The organism is Jatrophihabitans sp., from assembly GCF_036000465.1.
Classification (GTDB): Bacteria; Actinomycetota; Actinomycetes; order Mycobacteriales; family Jatrophihabitantaceae; genus Jatrophihabitans.
The window spans coordinates 49,326-61,958 of sequence record NZ_DASYFV010000037.1 but is presented as its reverse complement, the minus strand read 5'-3'; the positions used below and the strand labels follow the sequence as shown (position 1 = coordinate 61,958).

The 12,633-nt window shown below is 71.7% G+C and carries 13 protein-coding genes; 4 read left to right on the top strand and 9 right to left on the bottom strand.

Translation table 11 applies throughout. The features are described from left to right. Positions 1–27 precede the first annotated feature (27 nt). Complete coding sequence (locus VGN18_RS12455) at positions 28–210, top strand: hypothetical protein (protein WP_327540014.1); 183 nt, start codon at positions 28–30, stop codon at positions 208–210. A gap of 104 nt (positions 211–314) precedes the next feature. On the opposite strand, the gene VGN18_RS12450 is transcribed toward VGN18_RS12455, so the two are convergent. From VGN18_RS12450 to VGN18_RS12410, 9 genes are all read right to left on the bottom strand, one after another. After that, positions 315–1,622 carry a cytochrome P450 gene (locus VGN18_RS12450; protein WP_327540013.1) on the bottom strand — a complete coding sequence of 436 codons (1,308 nt, stop codon included), beginning with the start codon at positions 1,620–1,622 and terminating at the stop codon, positions 315–317. Further along, positions 1,619–2,389 carry an alpha/beta hydrolase gene (locus VGN18_RS12445; protein ID WP_327540012.1) on the bottom strand — a complete coding sequence of 257 codons (771 nt, stop codon included), beginning with the start codon at positions 2,387–2,389 and terminating at the stop codon, positions 1,619–1,621. Before VGN18_RS12445 ends, VGN18_RS12450 begins: the two co-directional genes overlap by 4 nt. Before the next feature lie 53 nt (positions 2,390–2,442). Continuing rightward, positions 2,443–3,765: a cytochrome P450 gene (locus VGN18_RS12440; protein WP_327540011.1), complete on the bottom strand. Its 1,323-nt coding sequence runs from the start codon at positions 3,763–3,765 to the stop codon at positions 2,443–2,445. A 133-nt stretch (positions 3,766–3,898) separates the two neighbouring features. Next, entirely contained in the window at positions 3,899–5,332 is a 1,434-nt protein-coding gene (locus tag VGN18_RS12435) for an aldehyde dehydrogenase (RefSeq protein ID WP_327540010.1), read from the bottom strand. A gap of 88 nt (positions 5,333–5,420) precedes the next feature. Then, complete coding sequence (dmpG, locus tag VGN18_RS12430) at positions 5,421–6,464, bottom strand: 4-hydroxy-2-oxovalerate aldolase (protein ID WP_327540009.1); 1,044 nt, start codon at positions 6,462–6,464, stop codon at positions 5,421–5,423. Beyond that, positions 6,461–7,366 carry an acetaldehyde dehydrogenase (acetylating) gene (locus VGN18_RS12425; protein WP_327540008.1) on the bottom strand — a complete coding sequence of 302 codons (906 nt, stop codon included), beginning with the start codon at positions 7,364–7,366 and terminating at the stop codon, positions 6,461–6,463. The genes dmpG and VGN18_RS12425 overlap by 4 nt, the downstream gene beginning before the upstream one ends. Continuing rightward, positions 7,366–8,394, bottom strand: a complete 1,029-nt coding sequence (locus VGN18_RS12420) for a histidine phosphatase family protein (RefSeq protein WP_327540007.1) — start codon at positions 8,392–8,394, stop codon at positions 7,366–7,368. Before VGN18_RS12420 ends, VGN18_RS12425 begins: the two co-directional genes overlap by 1 nt. Then, on the bottom strand, positions 8,394–9,311 hold the full coding sequence (locus VGN18_RS12415) for a catechol 2,3-dioxygenase (RefSeq protein ID WP_327540006.1): 918 nt from the start codon (positions 9,309–9,311) through the stop codon (positions 8,394–8,396). The genes VGN18_RS12420 and VGN18_RS12415 overlap by 1 nt, the downstream gene beginning before the upstream one ends. Positions 9,312–9,323: 12 nt before the next feature. Then, a complete protein-coding gene (locus VGN18_RS12410) occupies positions 9,324–10,235 on the bottom strand; it encodes a catechol 2,3-dioxygenase (protein ID WP_327540005.1) in 912 nt (303 codons plus the stop codon). A 110-nt stretch (positions 10,236–10,345) separates the two neighbouring features. On the opposite strand from VGN18_RS12410, the gene VGN18_RS12405 reads away from it, so the two are divergent. The 3 genes from VGN18_RS12405 to VGN18_RS12395 are packed head-to-tail and all read left to right on the top strand — an operon-like array spanning position 10,346 to position 12,625. Beyond that, positions 10,346–11,047: a hypothetical protein gene (locus VGN18_RS12405; RefSeq protein WP_327540004.1), complete on the top strand. Its 702-nt coding sequence runs from the start codon at positions 10,346–10,348 to the stop codon at positions 11,045–11,047. Then, on the top strand, positions 11,044–11,838 hold the full coding sequence (locus VGN18_RS12400) for an IclR family transcriptional regulator (protein ID WP_327540003.1): 795 nt from the start codon (positions 11,044–11,046) through the stop codon (positions 11,836–11,838). The genes VGN18_RS12405 and VGN18_RS12400 overlap by 4 nt, the downstream gene beginning before the upstream one ends. Before the next feature lies 1 nt (position 11,839). Continuing rightward, entirely contained in the window at positions 11,840–12,625 is a 786-nt protein-coding gene (locus VGN18_RS12395) for a 2-keto-4-pentenoate hydratase (RefSeq protein WP_327540002.1), read from the top strand. The last annotated feature ends 8 nt before the right edge of the window (positions 12,626–12,633 follow it).

Here is a 12,633-nt window from a genome sequence, read left to right as displayed (position 1 = left end):
CGCGCCGCTTCGACTACCGTCCTTCGCATGACCGAGCCTGACGACGAGCAGATCGATTCCCCGGCGACGTGGGAGAACGTCGCGGTCGGCAAGGCCAAGGAGGTCGTCGGCCGCATCGCGCACCGCAAGGATCTGGAGGAGGAGGGGGAGGAGCAGGAAGAGGCCGCCCACGAGGTCCGCGACGAGTACGACGAGGGCCACCGGCACTGACGCGGCCCACGCGGGTCGCCCGCGATGCCCGAGTTCCCCCTCGCGACGCGCGGCTCATCCGGCCGCGCGACGACTGGCGCCGACCCGCGCCGGAGCGCGAGTCGTCAGGCGGTCCAGCGGATCGGTAGCCGCTTGACGCCGCGCTGGAAGTTCGAGCGCAGGTAGGCGGGCTCGCCGGCTGCCTCGATCCACTCCGTGCGCGTGAGCAGTTCGGTGAACAGCGCCCGCAGCTGGGTGCGGGCGAGCTGCGCGCCGAGGCAGAAGTGGGGGCCGTGGCCGAAGACCAGATGCGGGTTCGGTTGCCGGTCGATGTCGAACTCGTCCGGACGGTCGAAGACGGACGGATCGCGGTTGGCCGCGACGAACGACACGACCACCTTGTCCCCGGCCCGAACCGCCGTGCCGCCGAGCGTCGTGTCGACGGTCGCCGTGCGGCGGAAGATCATCACCGGGGTCCACCAGCGCAGCAACTCGTCGACCCCGGTGGCGAGGCGGTCGGGATCGGCGCGGAGCGCGCGCTGTGCGTCGGGGTGCGTGAGCAGCGCGATCATCGCGCCCGGCAGCCCGTTGCGCAGGGTCTCGTTGCCGGCCACGGCGAAGAGCCAGAACATGTTCTCGAACTCCTCGACCGAGAGCGCGCCGTCCTCGTCGTCGAGCTGGGCGAGCAGGATCGACATGACGTCCGCGCCCGGGTCGGCCCGCTTCGCGTCGCCGAGCAGGTGGGCGTAGCGGTAGAGGTCGGGTAGACCGAACCGTCCGCGCGGGTCGGGCATGCGGCCGTCGGCGTCGGGCGACGGCCGCAGGGCCAGCGCGGCACGGGCCAGGGCGCTGCCGCGCGCGCCGTCGAACGCCGCCGAACCGGCGTAGTCGGGGTCGAGGAACCCGATCACCCGGTTCGACCAGTCGAACATCAGCCAGCGGTCCTCGGCCGGGACGCCCAGCACGTCGGCCAGGGCCAGCAGCGGCAGGTCGGCGGCGACGTCCTTGGCGAAGTCGCACTCGGCCGGGCCGTCGAGCATCCGGTCGACGATGCGCCGGGCGTGGCCGGCGATGCGCTGCTCGAGGGCGGCGACCGCGCGGGGCGTGAACGAGCGGGCCAGCATCCGCCGCAGCCGGGCGTGCTCGGGCGGATCCATGTTCAGCATCATGCGGCGCACGTAGGCGAGGTCGTCGTCGTTCGCCGGGTCGCGGATCTGGGTGCCCCGTGCGGCCGAGGAGAACTCCTTCGGACGCGCCAGCACCCGCGACACGAGCTCGTGCGAGAGCACCAGGTGGTAGCCCGGACCAGCCGGCAGTCCCGGGAGCTCCGGTTCGTCGACCCAGGCGACCGGACCGGCGGCCCGCAGCCGCTCGATCTCGTCGAACGGCACGCCGCCGACGTAGGTCTGCGGGTCGTGCAGAGACCGGCTCATGCCGCGTGGATGGAGGCTCCGAGCGTCTTCTCGATGCTGGTCATCAGGGCCACGGGCGACTCGAACATCGCGTAGTGACCGGCGTTCGTCATCACGTCGACCTCGCACCCCGGCAGCTGCTCGGCCCAGGTGGCCTTGATGGTGTCCTCGCCCAGCGCGGGGTCGAACTGGCCGACGATCGCCTTGACCGGGATCGACGGCGTGGGCAGCTCGGCGCTGAAGTCGTAGTTCGCCCAGGACGGCAGGTAGGCGCCGAACGCCTCACGGGTCGACACGGCGACGGAATAGGCAACCATCTTGTCGATCCAGTACTTCGACTGCCGGTTGCCGGTGGTGTAGTCGATGATCGCGAACCGGTTGTCGTCGTTCTGCGCCGCGCCGTCGAACAGGCCCCAGCTCTGCTCGTCGAACGGGACGCCGGACGCCGGCACCGGGCTGATGCCGACGAGCGCGCTCACCCGGTCGGGCACGTCGGCGAACACACGCTGCGCGGCCGAGCCGCCCATCGAGTGACCGACGACGGCGAACCGGTCCCAGCCGAGCCGGTCGGCCAGGGCGACGGTGTCGGCCGCGATCTCCTGGATCGTGTACTCACCGGCCTCGTCGCGCCGCGACCCGTAGCCGCGGTAGTCGGGGAAGGCCCAGGTGAAGACGTCGGGGTCGATCAGCTCGGGCAGCATGCCCCAGCCGTTGGAGGACCCGAACCAGCCGTGCAGGGCGATGACGCGGGTGGCGCCACCCCCGATGACCGTCTCCGTCAGCGTCATGGTCGTGCTCCGTCCGTGTCGGCGTCGTTGCCCGGCTGGGTCGACCTCCGACGTTAGCCAAGCGCCGCCGGCGAGGACACCCGGGGGCGCAGCCGCACCGGCAGCTCGGCCCAGCCCCGCAGCACGCGGGTCGGGCGGCGCGTGCCCGGGCCCTCGGTGGTCAGCTCGGGGAAGCGCTCGAACAGGCTGCGCAGCCCGACCTCGCCCTCGAGGCGGGCGAGCGCGGCGCCGAGGCAGAAGTGCCGGCCGCCCGAGAACGACAGGTGCTTGTTCGCGTTGGCCCGGGTGACGTCGAAACGGGTCGGGTCGGCGAACACCTCGGGGTCGCGGTTCGCGGCGGCGAGCAGGGTGGCGACGAACTCCCCGGCGAGGATCGGCAGGCCGCCGACCTCGGTGTCTCGCCTGGCGACGCGCCCGGTCAGCTGCACCGGCGATTCGAGGCGCAGCACCTCGTCGACGGCCGTGCCCCAGTGCGACGGGTCGGCCTGCAGCACGGCGAGCTGGTCCGGGTGGTCGACGAAGAGTCGGATGCCGTTGCTCAGCAGGTTGACCGTCGTCTCGAACCCGGCCGCCAGCACCAGACCTGCGGTGGCGCGGAGCTCCTCGTCGTCGAGGTGCACGCCGTCGGACGTCGCGGCGATGAGCTGGCTCATCAGGTCGTCGCGCGGCGCGCGGCGCAGCTCGGCGATGTGGTCGGCCAGCCAGGCGTCGAACCCGGCGAGGCCCTTCTGGACCTCGCGGAACTGGCGGTAGCCGAGCCCGACGTCGAGACTCGGCGCGACGTGCTCGCCGAATTCGAGCACCCGATCGCGCTCGTCCGCGGAGATGCCGAGGATGTCGCTGATGATGGCGACGGGCAGCTGCGCGCAGTAACGCCCGACGATGTCGACCGGCCGGCCCGCCTCGGCGTCGTGCTCCAACTCGTCCAGCAGCCGGTCGGCGACGGCCTGCACGTCGGCCCGCATGGCGGCGACCGCACGGGCGGTGAAGACCGACGAGACGGTGGTGCGGTAGCGCGTGTGGCTCGGCGGCTCCACCGACAGCAGCGACGGCGGCATCAGGGGGTGCAGCGCGTCGGGGCGGGTCGCCCGCTCGATCCACTGCAGGTGCGGCGGCACGCTCGTGGCGATCGAGGTGGTGCGAAAGTCGTCCGAGCGCAGCAGCCCGGCCGCGACCGGGTGGCTGGCGGTGATGATGCCGATCTTGGTGCGCAGCGTCGGACCGTCGGCGCGGATTCGTTCATAGGTCGGGAACGGGTCGCGCCGGATCTCCGGGTCGGAGATGAGGGCGGCCTGCGGATCGCCCTTCTCGGCCCACTTCTTGGTGACGATCCGCACGATCCCGTGCAGGACGAACCACCGCGCCATCGTTCGCATCGCTCCACTTTCCCAGATGGCCCGAGTGCCCGCGCGGTGGCGGGACGCCCGGCTCAGGCCGGCCGACCCCCGTTCCGATCTTCATGCCCGAGGCCCGGGGCCGCTCGGGCATGAAGATCGGTGGATGGGACGGTCAGATCTGCATCACCACGGCCTTGGGCTCGGTGAAGAACTCCCGGCTGAACGTGCCGCCCTCGCGGCCGATGCCGGAATCGCCGACGCCGCCGAACGGGGCCCGGAGGTCGCGGACGAAGAAGCAGTTCACCCACACGGTTCCGGCGTTGAGGGCGGCCGACACCCGGTGCGCCCGCGACAGGTTCTCGGTGAACACCATCGCGTTCAGGCCGTAGCTGGTGTCGTTGGCCGACGCGACGGCCTCGGCCTCGGTGTCGAACGGGTGGACGGTGACCACCGGGCCGAACACCTCCTCGCGGACGATGCGCGAGTCGAGCGGCGCGTCCAGCACGACGGTCGGACGGATCACCCAGCTGTCGTCGCCGGGCGGCCCGCCGGTGAGTACCCGCGCACCGGCCGGGATGCCCTCGAGGTGGCCGCGGACCTTGATGAAGTGCTCCTCGGACGCGAGCGGGCCGAGCTGGGTGGCGGGGTCCGTCGGGTCGCCGACCACCAGCTTCTCGGCCGCGGTGACGAAGCGGGAGACGAACTCGTCGAGGACGCCGCGTTGCACGTACAGGCGTGAACCGGCGAGGCAGACCTGCCCGGCGTTGGTGAAGACCGCCTTGATCGACCAGTCGATCGCGTTGTCGATCGCGGCGTCGTCGAAGACGAGGTTGGCCCCCTTGCCGCCGAGTTCGAGGCTGACCGGCGTCAGGTTCGCGCCGGCCGCGCGGGCGATGATGCGCCCGGTGCCGGACTCGCCGGTGAAGGTCACCCGGTCGACGCCGCGGTGCTCGGTGAGCGCCGCGCCGGCCGAGTCGGGGCCGTACCCGTGCACGACGTTGAGCACGCCCGGCGGCAGGCCGGCCTCGAGGGCGAGCCGGGCCAGGATCGTCGCCGACGCCGGGGTGTCCTCGGCCGGCTTGAGCACGACGGTGTTGCCCCACGCGAGCGCGGGCGCGACCTTCCACGACTCCAGCATCAGCGGGAAGTTCCACGGGGCGATCGCGGCGACGACGCCGGCCGGCTGGAACAGCGAGTAGGCGTGGTGGCCGGTGTCCATCGGGAACACGTCGCCCGCGCTGAGCCGCGCGTGGTCGGCGAAGAACCGGAAGTTCTGCGCGGTGCGAGGGACGTCCTTGGTTCTCGCGTCGGTGATCGGCTTGCCCATGTCGCGGGTGTCGGCCCGGGCCAGCTCGTCGGCGTGCTCACCGATCAGGTCGGCGAGACGGTGGATCAGGGCGCCGCGCTCGGCGGCCCCCATCCGCGGCCACGGGCCTTCGTCGAACGCGCGCCGGGCGGCGGTCACGGCCCGGTCGGCTTCATCCGCGCCGCCCAGCGCGACTTCGGCGTAGGTCGAGCGCGTCCAGGGGTCGACGGTGTCGAAGCGCGCACCGGAGGCCGACTCGACCTCCTCGCCGTCGATGACGTGCGGGATCAGGTCACTCATGGGCGAGTCTCCGCCTTCGGTCGTGGGTCTTCATGCTCCAGCGGACCCACGCGGCCGCGTCGGCATGAAGATCGCTGGGGGCCGGGCACTACCGGGCGCCGACGGCGGCAAGGTCGCGCTCCTGCGCGAGCTGCACCGCGATGTCGATGAGCATGTCTTCCTGGCCGCCGACGTAGCCCTTCTCGCCGGCGCGCTGCAGGATCTCGTGGGCCGGCACGCCGTAGCGCTCGGCCGCGTGCTCGGCGTGCAGCAGGAACGACGAGTACACCCCGGCCCAGCCCTGGACGATCGCGGTGCGGTCGGCCTTGGGCCAGCGCGGCAGGTACGGACGCACGACCTCCTCGGCCGCGTCGAGCACGCCGCCGACGTCGATGCCGGTCTCGACGCCGAGGTGGTTGAACGTCGCGGCCAGCACCTCGGTGGGGGAGTTGCCGGCGCCCGCGCCGAGCGCGCAGAGCGAGCCGTCGATCTGCCGTGCGCCGGTCTGGAACGCGAGCACCGAGTTGGCCACCCCGAGCGACAGGTTCTGGTGGCCGTGGAAGCCGACCTGGGCCTCGGTGCCGATCTCGTCGTGCAGCGCCTTGATCCGCGCCTTCGCCTCGTCGAGCACGAGCGCGCCCGCCGAGTCCACGGCGTACACGCAGTCGGCCCCGGCGTCGACCATGAAACGGGCCTGCCGGGCGAGCTCCTCGGGCGAGGTGCGGTGGCTCATCATCAGGAAGCCGACCGTCTCCATGCCGAGTGACTTGGCCAGCCCGAAGTGCTGCACCGACACGTCGGCCTCGGTGCAGTGCGTCGCGATGCGGGCGACGGACGCGCCGGCCTCGCGGGCGTTGCGCAGGTCGTCCATCGTGCCGATGCCGGGCACCAGCAGTACCGCGATCTTCGCCCGGGTCGCCTCCTCGTAGGCCGCGCGGATCAGCACCATCTCGTCGGTGCGGGAGAAGCCGTAGTTGAACGACGAGCCGCCGATGCCGTCGCCGTGGCTGCACTCGATGACCTCGACGTTGGCCGCGTCGAGCGCGTGCACGGTGGCGCGCACCTGCGCCTCGGTGAACTGGTGGCTCATCGCATGGCTGCCGTCGCGCAGGGTCGTGTCGGTCAGCCGCACCGGCCGGGAAGTACCGCTCATACCGCTGCTCCGAGACGCTGCGTGGCGACGAGCTCGCCGATCCGGGCGGCCGCAGCCGTCATGATGTCGAGGTTGCCGGCGTACTCGGGCAGGTAGTCGCCGGCGCCGCGCACCTCGAGGAAGACGGCGACGCGGCCGTGCCCGTCCCAGGCGTCGCGTGGCGGGTCGAACTGGGGTGCGTTGCGCAGCGTGTAACCCGGCACGTACTGCTGCACCTCCTTGACGCGGCGCTCGATCGAGTCGGTGATCGCGGCGTGGTCGGCGTCGGCGGGGATGGCGCAGAAGACGGTGTCGCGCATCATCATCGGCGGCTCCACCGGGTTGAGCACGATGATCGCCTTGCCCTTGGGTGTGCCGCCGAGCTCACGCACCGCCCGCGAGGTCGTGTGGGTGAACTCGTCGATGTTGGCCCGGGTGCCCGGGCCGGCCGACTTCGAGGCAACCGACGCGACGATCTCGGCGTAGGGCACGGCGACGACCGACGAGATTGCGTGGACGATCGGGACGGTCGCCTGCGCGCCGCAGCTGATCATGTTGATGTTCGGGGCGTCGACGTGCTCGTCGAAGTTGACCGGCGGGCACACCAGCGGGCCGACCGCGGCCGGCGTGAGGTCGATGGCGACGATGCCGGCCTCGGCCAACCGGGGCGCGGCCGCGTGATGGGCCTTCGCCGACGTCGCGTCGAACACGATGTCGGGAAGACGCTTCTGGTCCAGCAGCCAGTCGAGCCCCTCGGCCGAGGCCGCGATACCCAGGTCACGCGCCCGGGCCAGGCCGTCGGACTCGACGACCCCGACGACGTAGCCGACGTCGATCACGTCGCTGCGGCGCAGCTTGGCCAGCAGGTCGGTGCCGATGTTGCCCGGCCCGATGATCGCGGCGAGTGCCTTCGTCGAACCCATCAGGACTCCCAGTTCGGCATGTCGTCGGACGAGGGCACGTTCACCTCGGTGACCCGGTTGCGGTAGCTGACGAACGCGGTGCGGGCGCCGCTCGGCAGCGGCGGCCGGATGCGCACCACGACCTCCTCGGTGTTCACCGGCTCGCCCGGGTCGTAGCCGTGGGCCCACGTCGCGAACGCCCGGATCGGCCCCGAGTGCGTGGCCGCGATGATGCGGCTGCCGGGCGATTCGGCGACCAGCCGGTTGAAGCCGCGCCAGAAGCGGCGCACGCACGACTGCGGCGACTCGAAGTACATGAGCGGGATGGTCAGCCACTGCTGGATCGGGTCGGCCCCGCCGAGCTGGGTCCGGTAGAAGCGGTCGATCTCGACCAGCCACCGCGGCCGCTCGCCGACGGCCATGCGCTCCAGCTTCTCCATCTGCGACTGGTACTGGCGGAACGCCGAGGTGATGTCACGCGGGCCGTCCGGCGTCCAGACCTGGAAGTTGGCCAGCTCGGGAATCGTCTCGGGCGGCGCGATCTCGCTCTCCCGGCCGAACTGGTCGAGCCCGTCGAGCAGGCCGCGGTGGATCTGCTCGGCCGTCTGCCGGGCCCGGTTCGTGTCGGCGCAGACGATGCGCATCCTGGGCCACGCGCGGAGCGTCTTGGCCAGGGCGTGCCCGCGCTGGTGCGCCTGCCACCCGCCCATCGGGGTCAGGCCGGCGTCGGTCGAGTACCCCTGCGTGATGCCGTGCCGGATGATCCGGATCTCGGTGTCATAGGTGTCGCGCTCGCGCCGCTCGGGCGGCGGCACGATCTCGTGGCTGCGCGTCACCTCGGCGTACTGGCGGGTGAAGCGCTCGCCCTGCTCCTCGAGCATGACCGTGCGCGACGGTTCGGCGCCTTGCCGCTCGCGGAAGCGACGCAGGTAGAGCGGCGTGCCGTCGTCGGCGCCGCCTTCGTCCGCCGCGCGCTCCCGCCGCCGCTCGGTGTAGCGCGCCAGGTACAGCGGCGCGTCGGTGCGGTCCGTCCGTCGGAAGTCGCTCATCAGGAATGGACCGTGAAGAAGCGCTCGTTGGCCTCGCGGGCGTAGTAGAAGAGGGCCCGGCCCATCTCCTCCTCCGTCCAGGTGATCGGCTCGAAGTCGGGGTCGACCCAGTAGCCGCCGGTGAACATCTCGTTGCGGTTGCCGACCGGGTCGAAGAAGTAGGTCGTGTAGCCGCGGGTCGCGCCGTGCCGCGTCGGCGCGATGTCGATGTGGACGCCGTTGAACGCCAGCAGGTCGGCCGCCTCGCGGATGGCGTTCCAGTCGTCGAGCCAGAAGGCGAAGTGGTGCAGCGCGCCGTTCGGGCCGGTGACGATCGCGAGGTCGTGCGGCGTGTGCGAACGCTCCATCCAGGTCGCCAGCTGGTGGCCGTCGTTGGCCAGGATCTGCTCGGTGAGCCGGAAGTCGAGGACGTCGCAGTAGAACGATGTCGCGGCCTCGACGTCCTCGCACATGATGAAGAGATGGTCGATGCGCGGCGGCGCGATGCCGACCAGATTGCCCGGCCGCGGCGGCGGGTTGAACAGCGGCAGCATGTTGCCGACCTTCTCCATGCCGAACACCAGCTCGACGGTGTGCCCGGACGGCGCCTCGAACCGGATCGCGTCGCCCCACCCCGGGCCGAGCTCGCCGCGGGCATAGCGCTTCACCGCGATGCCGGCGCCCTCGACCCGCTCGGTGTAGTGGTCGAGGTCCTCGAGCTCGGCCACCTTGAACGACATGTGGTCGAGGCCGAACGTGGGCGCCTGGCGCAGCACGACCGAGTGGTGCTCGTGCTCGTCCCAGCACTTCAGGAAGACGCGGTCGCCCTCGTGCGCCGTCTGGATCAGGCCCAGCACCTCGGTGTAGTAGGCGGTGCACAGCTCGAGATCCGGCACCCGGATCTGTACGTGCTGCAGACGGAGAATCCGATCAGACATGCCGGCCACCGATCAGGTGTGGAAGCGCAGGAACCGCTGCGCGACCACGTTCTCGTAGTAGAAGAGCCCGCGACCGAACTGGTCCTCGGTCCAGGTGATGGCCGGGAAGTCGGGGTCGGGGGAGTAGCCGCCGGTGAACACCTCGTTGCGGATGCCGAGCGGGTCGAAGAAGTAGATCGTGTTGCCGCGGGTGACGCCGTGCCGCGTCGGGCCCTGGTCGATCTGCACGCCGTTGTAGGCCAGGATGTCGGCTGCCTTGCGCACGTGGTCCCAGTCGTCGAGCCAGAACGCGAAGTGGTGCATCGCCCCGTTGGGGCCGTTGACGATCGCGATGTCGTGCGGGCTGTGCGAGCGCTCGAGCCAGACGCCGAGCTGGTGGTTGTTCGCGTCGAGCACCTGCTCGGTCATCCGGAAGCCGAGGACGTCGCGGAAGAACGCATAGGACTCGCCGACCTCCTCGGCGTTGATGAGCATGTGGTCGAGCCGCGGCGGCGCGATTCCGGGCAGCGTGGGTGGGGGCATCGGCGCCGGGTTGAGCTTGCCGAGCAGGTTGCCGGTCTTCTCCAGCTCCCAGACCAGCTCCATCGTCTGGCCCGACGGGATCTCGAAGCGGATCGACTCGCCCTGCCCGACCGCCTCCCCGCGCGACACGCGCCGCACCGCGCAGCCGTAGGCCTCGAGCTTCTTCTCCAGGTCGTGCAGGTCGTCCTCGGCCTCGACCCGGAAGGTGAACGAGTCGAGCCCGATGCGCGAGTCGTAGCGCAGCCGCAGCGAGTGGTGGTCCTCCTCGTCCCAGCACTTCAGGTAGGCGACGTCGTCGTCGCGCCGGACGACGCTCAGACCCAGGACCTCGCTGTAGTAGGCGGTCGACAGATCGAGGTCGGGCGTGCGGACGTCGACGTGAGCCAGCCGGAGCACTCCCACCGCGGTCTCCTCCCGGTCGTGTTGACGGCCGACGCTAGCTGCGCCTACCGTTCCATGTACAGGAGAGCCGTTCCGGATGACGGAACACGAGCGCGCTGGGCGGAGGCTGCATGCCGACACCGGAACAGCTGCGGGCCGCGGTCGCCGGCTACGTCCACGAGATCCATCGCGCCTACGTCGACCAGGCGATGACCTTCACCGCGGGTGGACGCGGGCGGATGCCGCTGCTGGCCGCCGAGCGGTTCACCGTGGCCGCCGTCGGCGCCCGCAAGCTACACCTGCTCGCCACCACCGAATCGCTCGGCCCGCTGCAGGAACCCGAGGTCGCCCTCGACGGCGAGTACCGCGGGCTGAGCTGGCAGCTGCGCTTCTTCGACCCGGTCGTCGTGCCGGCGCTCGCGTTGGTCGACGAGTCGCAGGGGCCGGCCTTCGACGAGGTGCGCCGCGCGCTCGGCATCGGCACGGTGATCTACCACTTCGTCGCGGGCGAGGGCGCCGGGCTCACCGCGCACAACGCCACGCACGTCGGCACCGGCCTGGCCAACGGCCACTCGTCGATCGCGCGTGACTTCGACACCATCCGCTCCCGGGCCCGCGGCCGCGAGGCCCTGGTCGACGAACTGGCCGGGGCGGCCCGGGCCGGGCTGCCGCGGGCGCAGGCGTTGCTGGCCAAGGCGATCGCGCCCCACAACATCGAGCTCGCCCGCGCCTGCGACGCCGAGCCACCCGACCCCGACGAGATCCGCAAGGCGCTGCTCGCCGGCGTCGGCGGCCGCAGGCAATGGACCCCCGAACGGACCCCGACCGGATGACCGGCTCCAGCGACGGCCTCTCCTCCGTCCGCAACGCCGCGCGACTGCTCAAGGTCTTCCGCTCACGCGAGCGGGAGCTCGGCGTCTCCGAGCTCGCCCGCCGTCTCGGCCTGGGCAAGAGCAGCGTCCACCGCGTGCTCACCACCCTCGTCGCCGAAGGGCTCGTGGAGCAGAACCCGGCGACCGGCAACTACCGGCTCGGCATCGTCATGTTCGAGCTGGGCGAGGCCGTCCGCGTGCACATGGACCTGCACGCCGCCGCCGGCCCGGTGCTCGCCGCCCTGCGCGAGCAGACCCGGGAGAGCTGCCAGGTCGGCATCCTCGACGGCTGCGACGTCGTCTACGTCGACCGCCTCGAGAGCCCGCAGACCCTGCGCCTGTTCACCGAGACCGGACGCCGCGTGCCGGTGAACTGCACCAGCTCGGGCAAGGTGCTGCTCGCCCACCTCGACGACGACGAGTTGGGCCGCGTGCTCGCCGTCGCCCCCATGGCCGCGCTGACACCCCGCACCATCACCGATCGCGACCGGCTCGCCGACGAGCTCGCCACCGTGCGGCGACGCGGGTTCGCCGAGGCGGTCGAGGAGCGCGAGCTCGGCGTCGTGTCGATCGCCGTACCGATCCGCGACACCGAGGGCGAGGTGGTCGCCGCGCTCAGCATCGGCGCCCCGCTCGCCCGGCTCGGGCCCTCCGCCCGGCGCCGCCTCGTGCCCGTACTCGTCGAGGCCGGCGAGGCCGCCTCCCGACGCCTCGGGTGGTCGCCCGAGGCCCAGTTCCGAAAGGGTGGCTGACGTGCCCATCACCGACGTCGAGGGCAAGGCCCGGGCGCTGTTCGAGGCGCGCCGCAGCCGGGTGCCCATCGAGCCGTTCACCGACGAGGACCCGAGCCTCGGCATGGCCGACGGCTACGCCGTGCAGGCTGAGCTGACCAGACTGATCCTGGCCGAGGGCGACACCGTCGTCGGCTACAAGGTCGGGCTCACCTCCAAGCCGATGCAGAAGATGATCGGCGTCGACAGCCCCGACTACGGACCGGTGCTCGGTACGACCGTCTACCGCGACGGCGACGCGATCTCGGCGTCGGCCTTCATCCAGCCGAAGATCGAGGCCGAGATCGTCTTCGTGCTGGGGGAGCGGCTGCAGGGGCCGGGCGTCACCGTCCTCGACGCGCACCGGGCCGTCGCCGGTGTCGCGGCGTCGATGGAGATCGTCGACTCGCGCTTCGCCGACTGGCGCATCAAGCTGGCCGACACGGTCGCCGACCTCGCGAGCAACGGCGCCGTCGCCGTCGCCGGCCGGCTCGTCCCGCTCACCGGGCTCGACACCCGCCTCGTCGGCATGACCCTCACCCGCAACGGCGAGCTCGTCGACACCGGGGCCGGGGCGGCCGCGCTCGGCGACCCGCTCGCGGTGGTCGCCTGGCTGGCCAACACGCTCGGCGAGGTGGGCATCGCGCTCGAGCCGGGCCACCTCGTGATGACCGGTGCGCTGCATGCCGCCGTGCCGATGACCCCGGGTGACGTGTTCCGGGCCGACTTCGACCGGCTCGGACCCGTCACCGTCCGGGTCGTGGACTGAGGGGACGT